Genomic DNA, 20819 nt, shown 5'->3' with positions numbered 1-20819 from the left:
GAAGTCCTTCCCTTGGTCATGGAGCGCACCCACTCCCGCCTGTCGGAGCTCGCTGAAAAAGGAGCACTCGCGCTTCGCCGGCAGGTCAATGACCTGTTCGCCCTGTTCGAGCTGTCCTCCGCCTGGCAGGGCAGGGAGCCAGCGGAGTTCGCCCGGAGCACCCTCGAGCTCCTCGTCTCCCGGCTGCGTCTGGACGTCGCGCTCCTGAAGCTCCAGGGGACGGAGGGGCCACTCGACTGCTGTTTCCCTCCGGATCTGGACCGCGAGGCGCTCCTGGCCGCGGGTGAGGGGGCGATGAGCCCGGGCTCGCCGCCGGCCTTCGTGCTGCCACGGCCGAACATCCTTGGCCGGACCACGGTCCGCCTGGCCGCGGCCACGCCCCTGGGAGAGCCCGGGAGGATCGTCGTCGGCTCGTGGCGGGAGAACTTCCCCACGCCGCACGAGCGGCACCTGCTGCAGTTGATCGCCAACCAGGCCGCGCTGGCACTGCAGTCGAGCCGGGAGGCACGGGCGCGGCAGCGGCTCGCCGAGGAGCGGGGCCGTCTCCAGCGCGTGAACTCCGTGCTGTCGATGCTCCACTCCGTCTCGGATGGGCTCTCGCGGGCGCACACCTTCACCCAGGTGGCGGACGTCATCCTCTCCTGGGGATTGGACGCCATGGGCGCCCACGCGGGGAGCATGTACCTGGCCGACGGGACCGGGGGCGGGCTGCGGCTGATCCGCGCCGTGGGCTACCCCGAGTCGGTGCTGCGCGACTACGCGCACATTCCGGTGGAGGCCGAGCTGCCGCTCGCGAAGGCCTTCCGTCAGCAGCGGGGCATCTTCGGCAATGACTATCGGGGCCGTCCGCTCTGCTATGCCACCGTGCCCCTGCTGGTCGATGGCCGGTGCCTGGGTGCGCTCGGCTTCAACTTCCCCGAGCCACGGCCCTTCGAGAATGACGAGCGCGCCTTCATCCAGGCCCTGGCCCATCAGGCGGCCCAGGCGTGTGATCGCGCCCGGTTGCTCGAGGCCGAGCGGCGGGCCCGGCTCATGGCGGAGGCACGGCAGCAGCGGGCGGATCTCCTGTCGGAAGCGAGCGCGATGCTCGGCTCGTCGTTGGATCTGGAGGCGGCCCTCACCTGGGTGGCCAACCTCCTGGTGCCCCGTTTCGCCGACTGGGCCGTCATCCAGATGGTGGAGCGCACCGTCTCGGGCACCGACGAGACGAAGACGCTGTCCATCCACCGCGAGCGGGTGAAGGCCGGGCTCGCGCGGGAGCTGGGACTCTCGCTGCTGTCGACGTGGAGCGAGCCGCGCTCCTGCATCACGAACAACTCGGTCCTGGCGCCGATCGCGGCACGAGGCCGGGTGCTCGGTGCCATCGTCCTGGGCGCCGAGGAGGTGGGCCGCTACGACCCCGAGGCCCTGGAGCTCATCGAGGAGCTGGGGCTGCGCGCGGGCGTGGCGCTCGACAATGCCCGCCTCTACCAGGAGGCGCGCCAGGCGGACCGCCGCAAGGACGAATTCCTCGCGATGCTCGGCCATGAGCTGCGCAATCCGCTCTCGCCCATGGTCACGGCCCTCCAGTTGATGCGGTTGAAGGACGGCGCTTCCTTCGAGCGGGAGCGGACCATCATCGAGCGCCAGGTCGAGCACCTCACCCGGCTCGTCGATGATCTGCTCGACGTCTCGCGCATCACCCGGGGAAAGGTGCAGCTCAAGCGGGGGCGCATCGATCTCACGGCCGTGCTGCTCAAGGCCGCCGAGATGGCGGGCCCCTTGTTGGAGCAGCGCGCGCACTTCCTGGAGATGCCCCCGCCGGCCGGTCCGCTCGTCGTGGATGGGGATCCGGCCCGGCTCGCCCAGGTGCTGGCGAATCTGCTCAACAACGCGGCGAAGTACACGGATCCCGGTGGCCGCATCACCGTCACCGCGGAGGGGGAGGGGGAGCAGGCCGTGGTGCGGGTCCGGGACAATGGCGCGGGCATCGCGCCCAACATCCTCCCGCGGATCTTCGACATGTTCGTCCAGGAGGGCCGGTCCATCGATCGGTCCCAGGGAGGGCTCGGCCTGGGCCTGGCCATCGTCCGCAGTCTGGTCGAGCTGCATGGGGGCACCGTCTCGGTCCACAGCGAGGGCCTGGGCCGTGGGAGTGAGTTCGTGGTCCGCCTGCCGCTCGCCGCGCCGCGGCATGACGGCACCGAGGGCGAGGACCGGAGCCCTCCCTCCGAGGTGCCCTCCGTCCAGGAAGACCCGGGCTCCCTGCGGCTGCTCCTGGTGGATGACAACCGAGACTCGGTCGAGCTGCTCACCGAGTTCCTGGGCTCGAAGGGGTATGTCACGCGGATGGCCCTGGATGGACCGGGTGGGCTCGAGGCGGCCAGCGCGTTCCGGCCCCACATCGCGCTGCTGGATGTGGGCCTTCCGGTGATGGATGGCTACGAGCTCGCGTCGAGGCTGCGCCAGGAGCCCTCCCTGAAGGGCATCAAGCTGGTGGCCATCACGGGGTACGGACAGGACTCGGACCGCCACCGCGCGCATGCGGCGGGTTTCGACCTCCACCTGGTGAAGCCCATCCAGCCCGGTCAACTGCTCCGCATCCTCCGGGAGCTGGCCCAGACGCCCGTGGAGGCCGAAGTTCGGGATTAAGCGCGGGGCTTCGCTGTTGGGGCGCCGACCTTTTTCAAGGGCCCCTATGACCTCCCAGAACCGACGTATCCCGGGTGCCGCGCGCGTGGTGCTCACGGCCAGTGCATCCGCGTTGCTCGCCGCGTGTGTCACCTCCGCACCCATGGACAAGAAGGCCGCCGCGCCTCCCACCCATGGCAGCTTCGGTGTCGACACCGCCGGAATGAACACGGCCGTGGCGCCTGGCGACAACTTCTACCGCTACGTCAATGGCACGTGGCTCGAGAAGGCGGAGATCCCCGCGGACCGCTCCAGCTACGGCATGTTCACGAAGTTGGCGGAAGAGGCGAGCCGCCGCACCCGTGGCCTGATCGAGGAGGCCGCGAGCGCCAACGCCCCCGCGGGCAGCGAGGTGCGCAAGCTGGGTGATCTCTTCGCCAGCTTCATGGACGAGGCGGGCATCGAGGCGAAGGGGCTGGCACCGCTCCAGCCCGAGCTCGAGCGCATCGCCGCCATCACCACCCGGAAGGAGCTGTCCGCGGCCCTCGGGGACACGCTGCGCGCCGACGTCGACGCGCTCAACACGGCGGATGTCTCCACGGACCGGCTCCTCGGCCTCTGGGTGACAGAGGACCTGAACGATCCGTCCCGCTACGCCGCCTACCTGCTGCAGGGCGGCCTGGGTCTGCCGGATCGCGACTACTACCTCGTGGACAACGCGCGGTTCACGGAGGTGCGCCAGAAGTACCAGCAGCACATCGCCGCCATGCTGGGACTGGCGGGCATCTCCGATGCGGAGGCCCGGGCGAAGCGCATCGTCGAGCTCGAGCGGGAGATCGCCCGGGTTCACTGGAACCAGGTGGACACGCAGGACGTGGCCAAGGTGAACAACCCCTGGCCCCGGAGCGAGCTCGCCACGCGCGCACCGGGCCTCGACTGGGACGCGTACCTCGAGGCCGCGGGACTCGCGCAGCAGAAGGAATTCATCATCTGGCAGCCGAGCGCGCTGACGGGAATCTCGAAGCTCGTGGGCAGCGAGCCCGTGCAGACCTGGAAGGACTACCTGACCTTCCACGCCATCGAGCGCGCCGCGCCCTTCCTGCCCAAGGCCTTCGTGGACGAGAGCTTCGCGTTCACCGGCCGCGTGCTCACCGGAGCGCAGCAGCTGAGCGAGCGCTGGAAGCGCGGGGTCGGCGTCACCAGCTTCGCGATGGGGGAGGCGATCGGCAAGCTGTACGTGGAGAAGTACTTCCCGCCGGAGGCCAAGGCGGAGGCCGACAAGATGGTGCGCAACATCGTCAAGGCGTTCGGCCAGCGCATCGACTCACTGGCGTGGATGTCCCCGGAGACGAAGGCGCGCGCGAAGGAGAAGCTGGGCACGCTCCAGGTGGGCATCGGCCACCCGGCGAAGTGGCGGGACTACTCGGGGCTGGAGATCGTACGGGGAGATGCCTACGGCAACGCCGAGCGCGCCTCGCGCTTCGAGTACCGGCGCAACCTGGCCAAGCTGGGCAAGCCGGTGGACCGGTCGGAGTGGTTCATGCCGCCGCAACTGGTGAACGCGTTGAACTCGCCGCAGCAGAACTCCATCATCTTCCCCGCGGCCATCCTGCAGCCGCCCTTCTTCGACCCGAACGCCGATCCGGCGGTGAACTACGGTGGCATCGGCAGCGTCATCGGGCATGAGATCGTGCACAGCTTCGACGACGTGGGCGCGCAGTTCGACGCCCGGGGCAAGCTGGCCAACTGGTGGACGAAGGAGGACGCGGAGAAGTTCAAGGCCGCCAGCCAGGCGCTCGTCGCGCAATACAACGCCTACCGCCCGCTGCCGGACCTCACGGTCAATGGCGAGCTGACCCTGGGGGAGAACATCGCCGATATCGCCGGGGTGGCGATCGCCCTCGACGGCTACCGGCTGTCGCTGGGTGACAAGCCGGCGCCGGTGCTCGAGGGCTTCTCCGGCGATCAGCGCTTCTTCCTCGGCTTCGGGCAGATCTGGCGCAACAAGTACCGCGAGCCGTACCTGCGCCGCATCCTGATGACGGATGGGCACTCGCCGGGCGAGTACCGCGCCTCGACGGTGCGCAACATCGACGCCTGGTACCAGTCCTTCGGGGCCACGCCCGGGCAGACGCTCTACCTCACGCCCGAGCAGCGCGTGCGCATCTGGTAGGGGCAGGGGGGCGCTCAGGCGAAGAGGAGGCGCTCCTTCTGCTTGGGGCTGTCCTGCTCGTAGAAGGGGAGCGACCAGGAGTCATCCGGCGCGAGGTAGGGGGAGATGAGCCGTCCCGTCCTCGAGCTGGCCGGGGCGCCGAGCTCGGTTCCCCGGAAGCGGAAGTGCGTGAAGAGGCGCATGAACTCCGTCAGGTAGAGGTCCACCACCCGGGAGTCGCCCTGGATGATCAGCATGTTCTCGTCGTTGTTCCTCGTCGAGTTGTCGCTGAAGTTGGCCGAGCCGGAGATGAGGAGCGGGGAGTCCCCCAGTGGATCGACGAGCATGTACTTCGTGTGGACGTACTGGACGTGCTTGTTCAACCCCGTGAGCTGCTCGGCGTGCCACGTGCGGAGGAACCACGCGTCGATCTCGTTCTGATCCAGCAGGTCCCCGACACACACCTGATTCCCCGGGTGGCGCACGATGAGATCGATGCCCTTGCCGGGCGTGTCCAGGAGCAGGTAGCGCAAATAGGGGCGAGGCTGCGAGAAGACCTCCTGGAAGAGCCGGTTGAGGCCGAAGGCCGCGGTGAGGAAGACGCTCGTCCGGGCTTTCTCCAGGACGTGGGCGTACCACTCCAGGGCCTCGAGCGGGCTCCGGGGGCTGAAGACCGTGGAAATCCCAGGCTGCCCCACCTCCCGCAACGGAGGATGAGCGTCGTTCCAGCCCCGGAGTTGCTCGGCATGGGGATCTCCCGCGAGCTGTTGCCAGTACTCCAGGTAGCGCCTGGCGACCTCGGGGTCCCGCACCTGGTGCCCCACGTTGGAGTGCCCGAAGATGCCCCCCTCGGTGATGTTTGGCGTCGTAGACGATGCGAACCTCGACCCCCCGCTCGTGCGCCGCCCGGAACTCCTGGAGGATGGGCAGGTAGGAGAACTCGTAGACCGAGGCGTAGAGGGCCCAGCCCTTTCCCCGCGCCTGGCGCAGGAAGCGGATCATCGCCTGATCCAGCCCGCGCGCCAGCCAGCGGTAGGCCGGCTCTCCCACCTGCTGCGGTGGGAGGTTGTGGAATCTCTGCACGTAGGCCTGCGAGGCCGCCACTCCACGATTGAAGAACACCGCGTGGTTGCCCTCGGTGCAGCTCTCGGTCGAGAGCCTCACCGTCACCGAGGGGCCATGCTCGAGCTGGCCGGGCCCGCCGTAGACGGGAAAGACCTCGTAGCTGTAGTCGTGCTCCGGCCGGGCCGTGTAGTCACCCCAGAGGAACGCCTGGATCGGCGCCTCCCAGGTGCTCGGGCTCATCCCCGGATGGAAGCGGGAGGCCTCGTGCTCGAAATGCCGGAAGCCCCTGAGCCACACCATCTCTCCCTCGGTGTGATCGGTGCGTCTCACCGAGAAGCCCAGCAGCCCCCGGCGGGCTTCGGGCGTGGCGTCGAACCCCAGCAGGACAACGTAGCTGCCCGCGATCGCATGGACCGAGATCGCTCCATTCTTCTCTCGCCGTCTCATGGATGGAACCCTCGCTGGCCGCTGGCGCTCAGTGCTTGTCGGGCTGCTCGAAGCTCCGGTGGCTGAGATATCGAGCCTGGAGGATGTGGAGCACCCGGTGCGGCGACCATCACCCACAGGTATGAGAGAACCGGTTTCCCGCACATCCCGTTGTTGAGAACAGGCGAATCGTCCTCCGAGCTACGCCGCGGCAGGCGGCCCGAACCATCGGGTGAGCGCGTCCGTGAGCCCGAGCTGGGTCCGGTCTCCCACCCAGGCCACATGGCCGTCGGGCCGAATCAACACGGCGGCGGGCGCGGTGACCGCCCCGAGGACAGGAAGTTCCCAGGGGCCACTGTATCGAGCGTCGACGATGCGCACCCGATTCGCCCAGGGAGCGATCTCGAAGCCGCCGGGCTCACCGAGGTTGAGCAGAATGGGCCGGGCTTCGTGCAGCAGCGTGAAGACGCGCCGTGGGCCGTTCGCGGTGACGAGGTCGAGATCCGGCATGCGGCGTCCGAGCAGCGGGTGCCCCTCGCCGAGGTCGTAGCGGATATCCAGACCCGACATCATTCCGGCGATTCGCCTGCGGGGTTCGTCCATCCGGAGCAGCTCGGCGAGGGTTTCTCGCAACGCCTCGACGCGGTCGTCCGAGCGAAGAAGCGCGAGGGACGCCATCGTGTTGCGCAGCACGCGTGCCGCGACCGGGTGGCGCTCGAGCTGGTACGAATCGAGGAGACTGTCGGGCGAGGTTCGCTTGACCACCTGGGCCAGCTTCCACCCCAGGTTCACCGCGTCCTGCACGCCGAGGTTGAGGCCCTGCCCGCCCACGGGGAAGTGAACGTGCGCGGAATCGCCGGCCAGCAGAACGCGCCGGTCGCGGTAGGCCGCGGCCTGCCGGGTCAGGTCGGTGAACCGGGAGATCCAGTTGGGGCTGTGGATCCCGTAGTCGGTCCCGTAGACGGCGACGAGCGCGTCGCTGAGCTCGCGCAGCGCCGGTTGGCCGCGGGGGCCGATCTGCCGCTCGGTCACCATCACCCCCACCCGGCCCTCCAACCTGGCGAAGGCATGGACGCCGATGGCATCGCGGCGCATCCCCCAAGCCGGCTCCTGGGTCATCTGGACTTCGGCGATCAGACAGCTCACGGTCGGATCCCATCCGGTGAACTCGATGCCGGCTGCCTTCCGGATCACGCTGCGTCCGCCGTCGCATCCGACGAGATATCCGGCCCGGAGCGACGGACCGCCGGAGAGCGTGATGTCGACGCCGCTGTCGTCCTGTGCGAACCCGGTCACTTCCCGTCCGCGGTAGATGCGCACTCCCAGCTCGTTGACCCAGCCGGCCAGGATGCGCTCGAACTCCTTCTGCTCGAGGCCGAGCCCGTAGGGATGCCGGCTGGGAAAGTCGCTGATGCTCAGCGGGATCCACGCGAACCCCGCGACCTGCGCCACCTGCCCCTGCGAGAGGAACCGCTCCACGACTCCACGCTGATCGAGCACCTCGATGGTGCGTGCGTGCAGGCCGCGTGAGCGCGCGCCGTCGAGGTCCTGGGTCTCGCGCCGCTCGACGATCGCGACGTCGACCTTCGCCAACGCGAGCTCGGCCGCCAACATCATCCCCGTCGGTCCGCCTCCGACGATCACCACTGCATGCTGGGTCATGGTCATGGCCGCGCGGTCTACGCTGGCCCGGCCTTCAGCCGGCATCCGTCATGGACCCGATTGGCTCCGCTCCGGAAACCTGCTTGTATGCAGCCAACTCGGAGCGCTGGCTGAGGGTGTGACCCATCAGCTCGCCACGGGGACCCGTTCAGGGTCACTGCCATCATCCCCATCGGAGATCAGACATGCGCGGAGCGACTCAACAGACGCGGCACCTCACTACCTCGAAGATGCGGCGCCTTGTCACTGGAGTATTGTCCCTGACCCTGCTCACCACGGGTTGTGGCGGCACGAGCGAGGCGGAGGACTTCTCGCAAGACTCCCTCGCCTCAATGGACCAAGCCGTAACGTGCACCTGCTACTACGGCTACGACCAGGATCACAAACCAATTCCGCCCTCGTCGACCTATTGCGGCATGATTGTCTGCTCGTACGCAGGCTACCAGTTCACCTGTGAGAGCTCAGGCTGGGTGGCCCATACGAATCAGCCGTGCTGACTCACTGATCCACTTCCTGGACGGTGAAGGAGGCCTCCCAGAAGTGCAGGACGACAGCGTGCCCGCAGCAAAGTGAGCCGCGACCGCTGCCCTCGGAGGCATCTGCCTCCGAGGGCATGCCTTCTCAACTCACGACATTCGAGCTGTTCAACCTCCGCCTCGTGCGCGCGGGCGTGGGGCTGACCATGTCCCCCGAGTACCGCGTGCGCGACGACGTGGCGCGTGGGGAGCTCGTGCCGGTGCTGGAAGCGTTCTGCACGCCCCTTCCCGGGCTACTACCTGTACTACCCACAGCGACGGCATGCCTCGGCCGGGCTCCGCGCCCTCGTCGACTACCTGCGCCGCACCCGGGGGAGCGCGAGGGAAAGCCAAGCGCCAAGCTAGACGAGCACCCCCATCGGGCTGGTCAACCGAGATCCTCGGGGCTGGGGGCGCGCTTGCTCAGGCGCGCCGAGATCACCGTGGCCAACAGGATCAGCGCGCCGCCGAAGAGCATGCGCGGGTTGGGCTGCTCGTTGAACAACCACCAGGCGAAGGCGATCCCATAGACCGGCTCCAGGGCGAACACCACCGAGGCGCTGCGCGCGTTGAGCACGCACAGGCTGGCGACGAACAGGCTGTGCGCCAGGGCCGTGCAGAGCAGGCCGAGCAGGGCGATCCACAACCAGTCCAGCGGGCGCACCTCGGGAAGCGCCACCCAGGCCAGCGGCAGGCCGGCGAGCGCGATGGCCAGGTTCTGCCAGAGCGCCGCCTGGGCCGGTTTGACCCCAGCGGTGGTGGCCCGGTTGGACACCGAGACCATGGCGAACAGCAGGCCGGAGAACACCGCCCAGGCCAGCCCCAAGGTGGCGTCGCTGCCCAGGTCGAAATGCGGGGTGACCAGCATCAGTCCAGCGCTGACCAGGGCCACCACGCCCCATTCGGCCGCGCGCACCCGTTCGCGGAACAGCAGGCCCTCGAGCAGCACGGTGAAGGCCGGGAAGCTGGCGAAGCCCAGGGTGGCCACGGCCACGCCGGACACCTTCACCGCGATGAAGAAGGCCCACCAGTGGCCGCCCAGCAGCAGGCCGGCTCCGGCCAGGGCCAGACGACGCCGCCAGCTCAGCGGCGCCGCCGGTTCGCCGAAGCGGGTCAGCGGAGCCAGGACGATGACGGCGAACAGGGCGCGGCCGAACACGATCACCAGCGGCGCGGCCAGCGCCAGCTTGCCGAAGATGCCGGACAGGCCGAAGAGCAGGGCGCCCAGGTGCAAGGCGAGGAGGGCGGTACGGTGCTTCATCCGGGCAGTCTAGGCGAGAGCAGCTTGGGGCATGGCGGGAGTAAAGAAGTCCGCTCAGCCAAGAGGAGGAAGTCCTGTCAGGGGGAGAGGCTCCGGCGGCGATGGGGAGCAACTGGTCCGACTGTTGGACCAGTTGGCACGCCGCGCGACCGGAAGGCGCCCCGTGCATTGCTGCAAGAGTACCCCTGAAAGAATTTACTCCCGCTGGCCTGGCCGGGAGCAGAAGGTGTGGCGGCGTATCGGGATGCGGTACCCTGCGCGGCATGACGCCCCACCTCCCGACCCTGTACCTGGACGATGCCTCGGTGCGTCGGCTGCTGCCCCTGGGCAAGCTGCTCGAGGGGATGCGCCGCGCGCTGATCGATCTGTCCGAAGGCCGTGTCCTGCAGCCGCTTCGCAGCGTGATGGAATTGCCTCAGGTCGAAGGCATGCTCTTCCTCAAGCCGGCGATGACGGGCGAGGCGCTCGCCACCAAGCTGATCACGCTGTATCCGGGCAACCCGGCGCGGGGACTTCCGACCCTGCTCGCCACCATCGTCCTGATGGATCCGCATACCGGCCGGACCCTGGCCGTCATGGACGGCACGTGGATCACCGAGCTGCGTACCGCCGCCGTCTCCGCCGTGGCTGTCGACGCGCTGACCTCGCCAGGCCCCAAGGTGGTGGCGATGCTGGGCAGCGGCGCACTGGCTCGCAGCCATGCGCTCGCTCTGCGCGCGGTGCGGCCGGTCTCGGAGCTCCGCATCTGGAGCCGCAATCCGGACAACGTCGCGCGCTGCGCCGCCGAGGTCGACGGCCGTGCCTGTGCAACCGCCGAGGAGGCGGTGCGAGGCGCCGACATCGTCTGCACCGTCACCAACGCGACCGAACCCGTGCTGCGCGGCGCCTGGCTCAAACCGGGTGCCTTCGTGGCGGCGATCGGCGCGCCTCGCCCCAACTGGAGGGAGCTCGACGACGAGGCCATGCGCAACCTGGTGGTCGCGGACAGCCGCCACGCCGCCCAGCACGAGGCCGGCGATGTCATCCACTCCGGCGCTCTCATCCACGCCGAGATCGGTGAGATCCTCGGTGGGAGGGCACCTGCCCCGGACGCCGGCCGCACGGTGATCTTCAAGGCGCTGGGTCAGGCGGTCGAGGACGCGGTCGCGGCGCACCTGGTCTACAGCGCGGCCATGGCCGAACGGCACGCCACTCCGAACACGGACGGGGGTTGATGTGGGGACCGAAGACCTGCGCGCGGATGTCGCCATCGTCGGGGCCGGCATCGCCGGTTCCTCGATCGCCTGGTGGCTGACCCGTCTGGACCCCACGCTCTCGGTCGTGCTGCTCGAGCGGGATACCGGATTCGGGTCTTCCTCCTCGCAGCTCTCGGCCAGCTCGATCCGCCAGCAGTTCAGCACTCCGATCAACATCCAGATGTCGCAGTTCGGTCTGGAGTTCCTGAGCGGCGCCCGCTCCCTGCTCGCCGTCGAGGGGGAGGAGGTGGAGATTGGCCTGACCCTGCCCGGCTACCTGTTCCTGGCTTTGCCGGCGCAGGCCGAGGCGATGCGCGCCCAGAATGCCATCCAGCACGCTCATGGCGCCCGCATCGAGCTGCTCGGGCCGGAGGCGCTCGCCGCGCGCTTCGCCTGGCTGAACACCGCCGATCTCGCGCTCGGCGCGCTGGGTGCTGGTGTCGAGGGATGGTTCGACGGCCCGGCACTGCACTCGGCGATACTGCGTTCGGCGCGCGCCCAGGGCGCCCGGCTGGTGCGGGCCGAGGTGTCCGCCTTCGAATTCGCGCCCACCGCGCCCGGGGCCTCGCCGGATTCGAGGCGGGTCGCCGCGCTGCATCTGGCTGACGGCCGCAGGGTCGTCTGCGGTCAGGCGGTCAACGCGGCGGGCCCCTGGTCGAGGCGCCTGGCGGCAGCGGCTGGCATCGAGCTGCCGGTTCATGCCCGGCGGCGGACGGTCTTCGTGCTGTCCTGCCCGACCCCCGTGCCCGGATGCCCGCTGGTCGTCGACCCGGCGGGATTCTGGTTCCGGCCCGAGGGCCGGCACTTCATCTTCGGGACCACCCCGAACCCCGATACCGACGACCTGCCGCTCGAGCCCAACCTGGCCGAGTTCGACGAGACCGCGTGGGCGGCGCTCGCTCACCGTGTCCCGGCCTTCGAGTCGGTGCGTGTCGAGCGCGCCTGGGCCGGCTACTACGAGATGAACCTGTTCGACCACAACGCGCTGCTGGGCCTCCATCCCGGCTTCGCGAACCTGTGGTGCGCCACCGGCTTCTCCGGGCACGGCGTGCAGCAGGCTCCCGCCGCCGGCCGCGGGCTCGCCGAGCTCCTGCTGTACGGCGGGTTCCGCACGCTCGACCTGTCCCCGCTCTCGGTCGGGCGGCTCGCCGAGGGCCGCCGGGTGCTCGAATCCAACGTGATCGGCTGATATCTACACATCCATGACCCACGCCCTCCTCGACATGCTCGGCCTGTCCGAGCGCAACCCCGGCTCCTACCTCGGCAACGGCGAGTGGTCCGGCGCCTCCCAGGACGCAGACATCCAGGTCGTCAATCCGAGCAACGGCCAGCACCTCGCCCGCGTGTCCTCGGCCAGCGCGGAGGATTACGAAACCCTCGTGCGCAGGGCGGCGCAGACCTTCGCCGCGTGGCGCGCGACACCCGCCCCCCGGCGCGGCGAGGCCATCCGCCTGTGTGGCGAGGCGCTGCGTCGGCACAAGGACGCGCTCGGCTCGCTGGTCTCGCTGGAGATGGGGAAGATCAAGGCCGAGGGTGACGGCGAAGTGCAGGAGATGATCGACATCGCCGACTTCGCGGTGGGCCAGTCGCGCATGCTGTACGGCCTGTCCATGCACTCCGAGCGCCCCGGCCACCGCATGTACGAGCAGTGGCATCCCCTGGGCCTGGTGGGCATCATCAGCGCCTTCAACTTCCCGGTCGCGGTGTGGGCCTGGAACGCGTTCATCGCCGCCGTCTGCGGCAACATCTCCCTCTGGAAGCCCTCGCCCAAGACGCCCCTGACGGCCATCGCCGCCACGCGCATCTGTAACGAGGCGCTGAAGGCGGGCGGCTTCCCGGAGGTGTTCTTCCTCCTCAACGACGGTGGCAACGAGCTGGCTCAGCGGTTGGTGGACGACCCGCGCATCGCGCTGGTGAGCTTCACCGGCTCCACCGCCGTGGGCCGGCAGGTCGGTGTGCGCGTGGCCCAGCGGATGGGCAGGAGCCTGCTGGAGCTCGGTGGCAACAACGCCATCATCGTGGACCGCACCGCGGACCTGAAGCTGGCGATTCCGGCCATCGTGTTCGGAGCGGTGGGCACCGCCGGCCAGCGTTGCACCACCACGCGCCGGCTCATCGTGCACGAGTCCATCGTGGACGACGTCGTGGCCAGGCTCAAAGCCGCCTACGCGCAGGTCGAGACCCGCATCGGCGACCCGCTCCAGCCCGGCACCCTCATGGGGCCGCTCATCGACGCGGAGTCCGTGCGGCGCTTCGAGGCCGCCGTGGAGAAGGCCCGGGCGTCTGGCGGCACCGTGGTGAGTGGCGGCAGGGCGCTGAGCGGCCCCGGCCACTTCGTGCTGCCCACCCTCATCACCGGGGTCCGGCCCACCGACGAGGTGGTGCGCACCGAGACCTTCGCGCCCATCCTCTATGTCCTGCCCTACCGGACGCTGGAGGAGGCCATCGCCATCCAGAACGGCGTGCCGCAGGGCCTCTCCTCGGCCGTGTTCACGCAGGATCTCAAGGTGGCCGAGCAGTTCCTGTCCCCGGCCGGCTCCGACTGCGGCATCGCCAATGTCAACATCGGCACCTCCGGTGCGGAGATTGGCGGCGCCTTCGGCGGCGAGAAGGAGACCGGCGGTGGCCGCGAGTCCGGTTCCGACTCGTGGAAGGCCTATATGCGCCGGCAGACCAACACCATCAACTACTCGGACTCGCTGCCGCTGGCGCAGGGCATCAAGTTCGACCTCTGAGCGCCCCGCGCCCCTGAACAGGGCTCCTGCTCAGGGCACGGCCTTGGGCAGGGGATTGGCCGCCTTGAGCACGTTGTAGCTGGTCATCAGGTTGCGGTAGTCGGGAATGTGGTTCGAGAACAGCGTTCCCAGACCCTCGATGTCACGGCGCCAGTCGCGGTGCAGCTCGCAGGCAACGCCGAACCACGTCATGAGCTGCGCGCCCGCCGCGGACATCCGGTCCCAGGCGGCGTGGCGCACGACCTCGTTGAACGTGCCCGAGGCATCCGTCACGACGAACACCTCGAAGTCCTCGGCGAGGGCCGACAGCGCGGGGAAGGCAACGCAGACCTCGGTCACCACGCCCGCGATGAGGAGCTGCTTGCGTCCGGTGGCCTTCACCGCCTTGACGAAGTCCTCGTTGTCCCAGGCGTTGATCTGTCCGGGGCGAGCGATGTACGGCGCATTGGGGAACTTCTCCTTCAGCTCCGGAATCAACGGACCGTTGGGACCCTGCTCGAAGCTGGTCGTCAGGATGGTCGGGAGCTTGAAGTAGGCCGCGAGATCGGCCAGGGCCAGCACGTTGTTCTTGAACTGATCCGGGTTGAAATCGCGGACCAGCGACAGCAGGCCGGCCTGGTGGTCCACCATCAACACCACCGCGTTGTCCCTGTCCAGACGGCTGTAGGGCTTGCTCATGACTCTCTCTCCCCGGGGTTGTGGATTCGCCGCCGTGGCGGCGCGTCGTGATGGAAGGAGTATGCGGAGGCGGCGGTCAGCCAGGTAGCCACCGAAAACGGTAAGTACTGTTCCACTCATTGGACAATGGGGAGGGCGTTGGGGCCGGAGAGCGGGTAGGGTGCCGCGCATGAGTGAAGCACCCCCGGTCCGTCCCGCCCGGACCCTGCCCCCCATTCCCGCCGTGCTCCTCGCCGTCCTGAGCGTGCAGGGTGGCGCCGCCTTCGCGAAGGAACTGTTCCCCGCGCTCGGCTCGATGGGCACCGCGAGCCTGCGCATCGGATTGTCCGCGCTCCTGTTGTGTGCGGTGTTCCGTCCGCCGTTCACGCGGCTCACGCGCGCGCAGTGGGCCGCGGTCATCCCGTATGGCGTAGTGCTCGGTGCGATGAACCTGAGCTTCTACAAGGCGCTCGAGCGCATCCCGCTGGGACTGGCCGTCACGCTGGAGTTCGTGGGGCCCTTGTCAATCGCGGTGTTCGGATCGCGGCGCGCCCTGGACTTCCTGTGGGCGGTGCTCGCCGCGGCCGGCATCGCCCTCATCGCCCCATGGCGGGGTGACGCCAGTGCGCTCGATCCGCTGGGCGTGCTGCTGGCGCTCTTCGCGGGGGCCTGCTGGGCCGTCTACATCGTGCTCGGCGGGCGGCTGTCCCGGGTGTTCCCGGGAGGGAAGAGCGTCGCGACGGGCATGGTGTTCGCCGCACTGATGGCACTGCCCTTCGCGTTCGCCGAGGGCCTCGCGTCCCGCCTGACGCCTTCGCTGTTCGCGGCCGGCCTGGGCGTCGCGCTCCTCTCCAGTGCGATTCCGTACACGCTGGAGATGATGGCGCTGCGGGAGCTCTCGAGCCGCACCTTCGGCATCCTGATGAGCCTGGAGCCCGCGGTCGCCGCCCTCGCGGGCCTGGTGTTCCTGGGGGAGCGGCTCGCCGCGACCCAGTGGCTCGCGCTGGTCTTCGTGAGCGCCGCGTCCGCCGGGACCGCGCTCACGGCGCGCCGCGTCGCTCTGCCCGTGGAGGCCTGAGTCGCGAAGAGGCGGGGTCACCCGTGCCGTGCCACAATGTGACCCATGCCCTCCCAGCCCGCCATCCGCGGCTTCGTCTGCAGGGTGCTCCTCGATGGAGCCCGGGCCCTGCCCGCAGAGCCCCGGCACCGGGTGCTGTCGCGAGTCCCCGAGCAGACGCTCGCGCTCTTCGAGTCCGCTCCCCGGATGGGGTGGATTCCCATCGAGGAGAGCATGAAGCTCACCGAGCCCCTCCACGCCGTGCTGGGCACGCCCGGCTTCCGCCAGTTCCTCTCCACGCAGGCGGACCGCATCGCCGCCTATCCGCTGCTGCAGACCTTCTTCGACGGCGCGGTGCGGCTGCTGGGCCTGACACCCCAGGCTCTGCTCAAGTGGTCCACCTATGCGTGGGAGCAGGCGTTCCGCGACTGCGGGCGGCTCGTGTACCAGCCCCTCGGAGCGTCGGACGAGGGCCGCCGGGTGGAGATGCGGTTGGAGGACGTTCCGCCCGTCCTGCTGGTGGAGGGCACCTTCGCGCAGGCGCTCGCGGGCGCCTTCGAGATGTTCCTGCTCCGCTGCGATCGCAAGGGACGGGTGGAGTTGCAGCACGTCGGCTCGCGCGCCACCCGTTTCGTGTACGACGTCTCCTGGGAGTAGTCGTTTCTTGTACGCGTGGTCCAGGGCGGAGCAGGGGAGAAAGGCCCTGGTGAAACATGACAGGGAAGCGAAGACCATGGCGAAGAAACCAAGAGAGTTGCAGCCCATCGACGCGTACCTGGAGGAACTGAAGAACCCGGCGGCGAGGAAGACGTTGGAGGCGCTGCGCATGCAGCTGCGCAAGCTGCTTCCGGGGGCGGTCGAAACCATCAGCTACCAGATGCCCACCTTCAAGGTGGACGGGAAGGCCGTGGCCGGCTTCGCCTTCTTCAAGACCCACTGCGGCTACTTCCCCTTCAGCGGCAGCGTGGTGCCGGCGCTGAAGGAGCAGCTGGACGGCTATGCCACGTCGAAGAGCGGCGTGACCTTCCCGCCCGACAAGCCGCTCCCGGCGAAGCTGGTGAAGACGCTGGTGCAGGCACGGCTCGCGGAGATTGCCGCGAGCGGGAAGAAACCCCCGGCCAAGAAGAAGGCGCTCATCACCGAACGCGTGACCGACAGCGCCGTGAAGGATGCGACCGGGCGGGACTGGAAGGGGTGGATGCGAGCGCTGGACGCGGCGGGGGCAGGGGAGCTGAACCACAAGCAGCTCGTCGCGCATCTGGCCCGGGAGGTGGAGTCCTCGTGGTGGCAGCAGTCCATTGCCGTGGCGTACGAGCAGTCCCGCGGCAAGCGGATCGTGGGCGAGACGGCGACGACGGGCTTCCAGGTGGGAGTCGTCCGCACGCTGCCGGTGAGTGCCCAGGACATGTGGAAGCGGGTTGCGGCACAGCCGGAGCGATGGCTCGGTACCGGCGCGACGCTGACGCTCGAGCCGGGGGCGGGCTACGAGGTTCCCAAGCGCCGTGGAGTCCCCGGCGTACGCGGCGAGGTCCGGGTGGTGAAGCCCGGGCAGCGCATCCGCATGACCTGGCAGCCAGACGGATGGAAGAGACCCGCGACACTGCAGCTCACGCTGGTACCGAAGGCGCGAGGCGTCTCCTTCCACGTGCATATGGAGAAGCTGCCAGACGCCAAGGCCCGCGAGGCGATGCGCGAGCACTGGTCCAGGGTGCTCGAGGACCTGGCGTAGAAGCAGGGGAGCCAGGTACTTCTCGTCCTGAAGGGGCCCTTCACGGAAGGTTGAGGCCCACCACCCGCACGGGCGTCAGGCGCTGGGTGGTCGTCCCATCCCCGAGCTGGCCCGAACTGTTGTCACCCCAGGTCCACACGGTGCCGTCCTGCTTGCGCGCCACGGTGTGGAAGGCTCCACCGTCGACCGTGGCGACACCGCCGAGGCCCACCACCTGCGTGGGCGTCAGGCGCTGGGTGGTCGTCCCATCCCCGAGCTGGCCGCTGTAATTGGTGCCCCACGCCCAGACGGTGCCGTCCTGCTTCCTCGCCAGGGTGTGGTCGGAGCCCGTGGCGATGGCGATGCCGCCGCCGAGGCCCGCCACCTGCACGGGCGTCTTCCGATCGGTGCGCGTCCCGTCCCCGAGCTGGCCGTAATAGTTGTAGCCCCAGCTCCAGAAGGTGTTGTCCTGCCGCTGCACCACCGAGTGGATGAAGCCCGCGCTGAGGGCCGTGACGCCGCTCAGGCCGAGCACCCGCACCGGCGTCGTGCGGTGGGTGGTGGTCCCGTCCCCGAGCTGGCCCCAACCGTTGTTGCCCCAGGCCCAGACGGTGCCGTCCTGCTTGCGTGCCAGCATGTGCCAGTCGCCCGCGGTGATGGCCGTGATGCCGCTGAGCCCCACCTGCACGGGCGTCGGGCGCTGGGTGAGCGTTCCATCCCCGAGCTCACCGTAGTGGTTGCGGCCCCAGGTCCACACCGTGCCGTCCTTCTTCAGCGCCATCGAGTGGTAGCCACCCGCGGAGATGGCGGCGACATTGCTCAGGCCCACCACCTTCACGGGCCTCGAGCGGTTGGTGGTCGTCCCATCCCCGAGCTCGCCATACGCATTGGAGCCCCACGTCCAGACGGTGCCATCCTTCCGCAGCGCCACCGAGTGGAAGTAACCTGCCACCACGGTGACGACCTCCCCGAGGCCCGTCACCTGCACGGGCGACGAGCGGTAGGTGGTCGTCCCATCGCCGACCTGGCTGGAGTCGTTGCGTCCCCAGGCCCAGACGAGCCCTTCCCGATTCAACGCCAGCGTGTGCGCGTTGCCCGCGGACACGGTGGGGCAGGACTCGAGGACGGGCTGGGAGAACAGCCTGGGACTGTCGACACAGACGGTGCGGTTGCCCGCACTGTCGATGACCATGGGGATGGCCTTGACCTCGAAGGTGCGAAGGCCGCAGGTCAACCCCGCGGTGCTGAAGTTCCAGCCGCCAGAGGCGCCGGGGCGCTCGTCGTAGCTGCGCAGGACGCCATCGAGGTAGTACTCCAACCGGATCGCGTTGGCGGGGTAGGCCACCGCCCAGTTCCCGCTCCCGGCCAGCTCGCCGTAGTACTGGCTGATGCCCACCATGGACAGGCTGGTGACGCTCGAGCCGGCGCACATCGCCGCCCGCCGGGTGCCCAGCGGCTCCTCGTCCGGGGCCCCTTCCACCCCGGCACCGCCACAGGCCATCAGCGCGAGCAACCCGCTCAACAGGGCACAGCGAAGGGAACCAGCCGCGACTCGCTGCTGCATACAGCCCTCCAGACTTGGAACAAGAGTAAAACTTGATTAACTGGGGGGATTTTCGCACAAAGGCGTGGAGTCATTCCCGAATATCGCGAAAAAATCCGATTTCGCGACGCAACCCCGAGGGCCCCCGGGCGACAATGGGGGAAAGCGAATTTCCAAGGAGATGAGATGAGCATCAAGCGCATGGACGGTGGGGGAGCCTCCACGGCCGCACAGGCCGCGGCCCAGGCTGCGCGTGAGGCGGCGGCTCAGGCCGCGCGCGAGGCCGCTGCTCGGGCGGCACGTGAGGCGGCGGCCCAGGCGGCGGCCCAGGCATCGCGCGCCGCGTCGCAGCAGTCGAGCTTCCAGCCCCAGGCGGCCCGCAACACCCTGAAGCTGGATGGCAACGCCGCCCCCCCGGCCTCCTCGCTCCTCACCGAGAACACCCAGGACGGCAGCGTCAACTGCCTGGACCGCGCCGCGGACTTCATCTCCAAGAGCACGCCCCAGCTCCAGGCCCGCTCGGAGCTGGTCTTCCTGGAGGATCAGCGCGCCGGCCAGGAGGGGCAGACCGGTCACGTGGTGGTGCGCCAGGGCGAGCGCGTGCTCGATCCCAGCAGCGGCAAGAGCTACGACGACATGCAGGCGTACCTGCGCGATCAGCCCCAGTATCGCGAGGTGGGCACGATGCCCGGCACCACCGCCGCCAAGGTGTTCGCCACCGAGCCCGGTTCGCCCGAGCGCGCGAAGGCGCTGGCCTCGGCCAACGTGTCCCCCGAGCTGCAACGCATGATGGTGGCCGACCAGCCGCCCAGCGTCCCCGACAACCTGCCCAACCCGGCCAACCCGGGGGACTACAACGTCTCCACCGGCAGCGCCCAGGTGGGCCCCGTCACGGTGAACTACCCGGATCAGCCCGGGCCCGTGCAGGTGGAGTTCAGCTCCTCGCTCGAGAGCGAGGTGGAGCGCGAGGACGGCTACGTCACCGTCACCATGAACGCGGAGACGTCCGTGTCCGCCACGGGTGAGCTGGAGCTCAAGGCCGTGTCCGTGGGCGGGGGCGTCTCCGCCGGCAATCAGATGACGTACGAGGTGCGGATGTCGGAGGCGGACTTCGAGCGCATGCGGCGCGGCGAGATCCCTCCGCCCCATCCGCTCGATCCGAACACCCTGCCGGACGGCGGCTCGGTGCGCCTCGAGCAGTCGCAGTTCACCGGCACCTCCATGGAGGCGGGCGTCTCCTACCACGCGGCCGAGCTGGGCATGTCCAGCGACATCCGCGAGGGCGAGGGCATGATGATCGAGATGCGCCGCGACGGCGATAGCGTGCAGGTGACGGCCGGCCCCAAGCAGTTCATCGAGAACGAGGGGAAGATCAGCGTGGGCGTGGGCCCCGTCTCCGTCTCCGCCGGCCGCACCGACACCCTCACCAACTACCAGCTGCGCACGGCCACGTTCGACCTGTCCAACCCCCAGGGCCAGGACGCCTACGACGCCTTCCGCGAGACCGGCCGGATGCCGGAGCGGGATGGGTCGGGGGTGAGCAACGCCCTGCACCTGGAGCGGGTGACGTATGAGTCGCAGAGCGAGTTCGGGCTTGAGATCGGCCCCATCGAGCTGAGTGCCGAGGGCGCCGCGAACACCGGCGACATGCTCATCACCCACCACCCGGACGGGACGACGACGCGCTCGCTGGACCTGGTGTACGGGGGCGATCACCCGGACCTCAACATCTCGCAGCGCTTCGACCAGGAAGGCAACCTCATCCCGGGCAGCGAGAGCTACACGTACAAGTTCGACACGGATGATCCGAACATGCGGGAGATCATGGTGTACGCGTACACCGGTGACGAGGCCCAGGCCAAGGCCGCTCGAGACAGCGATGAGCCCCTGGTCCTGACGCTCACCCGCGAGCAGATGCAGCAGTTGCAGGAGCGGGCTCGCGAGCAGCCCATGGGCCACATGGGCCTGGGTGGCCTGCTGTCCGATTACGACGGCAATCCGCTCGACCCCACCATGGCCTCGAGCATCCTGGCCAGCTCGCCCGCGTACAACGAGTTCCGCGTGGTCCAGGAGCTCTTCGGCCTCTCGGACGGTGGAAACAATCCGCCGCCCGGCACCCTGCAGATCGGTGACTGAGGTATTCCCTCTCCCCCTGGGAGAGGCTCAGGGTGAGGGTCTTCCACTCGGGTGACG

Annotated in this window: 14 protein-coding genes; 9 read left to right on the top strand and 5 right to left on the bottom strand. The window is 69.0% G+C overall.

The annotated features are described in order from the left end of the window. Positions 1 to 18 precede the first annotated feature (18 nt). Positions 19 to 2631 (top strand): hybrid sensor histidine kinase/response regulator, encoded by a 2613-nt coding sequence (locus tag Q664_RS51675; protein ID WP_052517759.1) that lies wholly within the window; start codon positions 19 to 21, stop codon positions 2629 to 2631. A 46-nt stretch (positions 2632 to 2677) separates the two neighbouring features. Next, positions 2678 to 4783, top strand: a complete 2106-nt coding sequence (locus Q664_RS06745; RefSeq protein ID WP_043391116.1) for a M13 family metallopeptidase — start codon at positions 2678 to 2680, stop codon at positions 4781 to 4783. 14 nt (positions 4784 to 4797) lie between these two features. On the opposite strand, the gene Q664_RS06740 is transcribed toward Q664_RS06745, so the two are convergent. The 3 genes from Q664_RS06740 to Q664_RS06725 form a co-directional block, all read right to left on the bottom strand. Next, complete coding sequence (locus Q664_RS06740) at positions 4798 to 5574, bottom strand: phospholipase D-like domain-containing protein (RefSeq protein ID WP_160174353.1); 777 nt, start codon at positions 5572 to 5574, stop codon at positions 4798 to 4800. 880 nt (positions 5575 to 6454) lie between these two features. After that, positions 6455 to 7921 (bottom strand): FAD-dependent monooxygenase, encoded by a 1467-nt coding sequence (locus tag Q664_RS06735; RefSeq protein WP_326938674.1) that lies wholly within the window; start codon positions 7919 to 7921, stop codon positions 6455 to 6457. 897 nt (positions 7922 to 8818) lie between these two features. Continuing rightward, positions 8819 to 9691: a DMT family transporter gene (locus Q664_RS06725; RefSeq protein ID WP_043391111.1), complete on the bottom strand. Its 873-nt coding sequence runs from the start codon at positions 9689 to 9691 to the stop codon at positions 8819 to 8821. Positions 9692 to 9954: 263 nt separating this feature from the next. Here Q664_RS06725 and Q664_RS06720 point away from each other — a divergent pair, with 263 nt between their 5' ends. From Q664_RS06720 to amaB, 3 genes are read left to right on the top strand one after another with little or no spacing between them, the layout of a single operon-like run. Beyond that, positions 9955 to 10905 carry an ornithine cyclodeaminase family protein gene (locus Q664_RS06720; RefSeq protein WP_043391107.1) on the top strand — a complete coding sequence of 317 codons (951 nt, stop codon included), beginning with the start codon at positions 9955 to 9957 and terminating at the stop codon, positions 10903 to 10905. A 1-nt stretch (position 10906) separates the two neighbouring features. Further along, positions 10907 to 12115 (top strand): NAD(P)/FAD-dependent oxidoreductase, encoded by a 1209-nt coding sequence (locus Q664_RS06715; protein WP_200883672.1) that lies wholly within the window; start codon positions 10907 to 10909, stop codon positions 12113 to 12115. 13 nt (positions 12116 to 12128) lie between these two features. Next, the gene (gene amaB / locus Q664_RS06710; protein WP_043391104.1) at positions 12129 to 13661 is read left to right on the top strand and encodes an L-piperidine-6-carboxylate dehydrogenase; all 1533 of its coding nucleotides are present in this window, start codon (positions 12129 to 12131) and stop codon (positions 13659 to 13661) included. A gap of 30 nt (positions 13662 to 13691) precedes the next feature. Here the strand turns inward: amaB and ycaC are convergent, their stop codons facing one another. Then, a complete protein-coding gene (gene ycaC / locus Q664_RS06705) occupies positions 13692 to 14339 on the bottom strand; it encodes an isochorismate family cysteine hydrolase YcaC (RefSeq protein ID WP_043391102.1) in 648 nt (215 codons plus the stop codon). A gap of 169 nt (positions 14340 to 14508) precedes the next feature. On the opposite strand from ycaC, the gene Q664_RS06700 reads away from it, so the two are divergent. The 3 genes from Q664_RS06700 (at position 14509) to Q664_RS06690 (ending at position 17104) form a co-directional block, all read left to right on the top strand. Then, positions 14509 to 15396 carry an EamA family transporter gene (locus tag Q664_RS06700; RefSeq protein WP_052517757.1) on the top strand — a complete coding sequence of 296 codons (888 nt, stop codon included), beginning with the start codon at positions 14509 to 14511 and terminating at the stop codon, positions 15394 to 15396. Between the two features lie 45 nt (positions 15397 to 15441). Continuing rightward, a complete protein-coding gene (locus tag Q664_RS06695) occupies positions 15442 to 16032 on the top strand; it encodes a hypothetical protein (protein WP_043391099.1) in 591 nt (196 codons plus the stop codon). A 76-nt stretch (positions 16033 to 16108) separates the two neighbouring features. Further along, positions 16109 to 17104: a DUF1801 domain-containing protein gene (locus Q664_RS06690; protein WP_043391096.1), complete on the top strand. Its 996-nt coding sequence runs from the start codon at positions 16109 to 16111 to the stop codon at positions 17102 to 17104. A 40-nt stretch (positions 17105 to 17144) separates the two neighbouring features. Here the strand turns inward: Q664_RS06690 and Q664_RS06685 are convergent, their stop codons facing one another. After that, on the bottom strand, positions 17145 to 18647 hold the full coding sequence (locus tag Q664_RS06685) for an RCC1 domain-containing protein (protein WP_235216585.1): 1503 nt from the start codon (positions 18645 to 18647) through the stop codon (positions 17145 to 17147). Positions 18648 to 18812: 165 nt separating this feature from the next. Here Q664_RS06685 and Q664_RS06680 point away from each other — a divergent pair, with 165 nt between their 5' ends. Further along, complete coding sequence (locus Q664_RS06680; protein WP_043391094.1) at positions 18813 to 20762, top strand: hypothetical protein; 1950 nt, start codon at positions 18813 to 18815, stop codon at positions 20760 to 20762. Positions 20763 to 20819 lie beyond the last annotated feature (57 nt).

The sequence above is a fragment of the Archangium violaceum Cb vi76 genome, assembly GCF_000733295.1.
Lineage (GTDB): Bacteria > Myxococcota > Myxococcia > Myxococcales > Myxococcaceae > Archangium > Archangium violaceum.
This window is presented reverse-complemented; position numbering and strand designations above follow the sequence as displayed.

Bases quoted from the DNA above. Each gene is read 5' to 3' on its own strand.
- Q664_RS51675 (WP_052517759.1), top strand. From the start codon at position 19: ATGGAGCGCACCCACTCCCGCCTGTCGGAGCTCGCTGAAAAAGGAGCA.
- Q664_RS06745 (WP_043391116.1), top strand. From the start codon at position 2,678: ATGACCTCCCAGAACCGACGTATCCCGGGTGCCGCGCGCGTGGTGCTC.
- Q664_RS06735 (WP_326938674.1), bottom strand. From the start codon at position 7,921: ATGACCATGACCCAGCATGCAGTGGTGATCGTCGGAGGCGGACCGACG.
- Q664_RS06725 (WP_043391111.1), bottom strand. From the start codon at position 9,691: ATGAAGCACCGTACCGCCCTCCTCGCCTTGCACCTGGGCGCCCTGCTC.
- Q664_RS06720 (WP_043391107.1), top strand. From the start codon at position 9,955: ATGACGCCCCACCTCCCGACCCTGTACCTGGACGATGCCTCGGTGCGT.
- amaB (WP_043391104.1), top strand. From the start codon at position 12,129: ATGACCCACGCCCTCCTCGACATGCTCGGCCTGTCCGAGCGCAACCCC.
- ycaC (WP_043391102.1), bottom strand. From the start codon at position 14,339: ATGAGCAAGCCCTACAGCCGTCTGGACAGGGACAACGCGGTGGTGTTG.
- Q664_RS06700 (WP_052517757.1), top strand. From the start codon at position 14,509: ATGAGTGAAGCACCCCCGGTCCGTCCCGCCCGGACCCTGCCCCCCATT.
- Q664_RS06695 (WP_043391099.1), top strand. From the start codon at position 15,442: ATGCCCTCCCAGCCCGCCATCCGCGGCTTCGTCTGCAGGGTGCTCCTC.
- Q664_RS06690 (WP_043391096.1), top strand. From the start codon at position 16,109: ATGGCGAAGAAACCAAGAGAGTTGCAGCCCATCGACGCGTACCTGGAG.
- Q664_RS06685 (WP_235216585.1), bottom strand. From the start codon at position 18,647: ATGCAGCAGCGAGTCGCGGCTGGTTCCCTTCGCTGTGCCCTGTTGAGC.
- Q664_RS06680 (WP_043391094.1), top strand. From the start codon at position 18,813: ATGAGCATCAAGCGCATGGACGGTGGGGGAGCCTCCACGGCCGCACAG.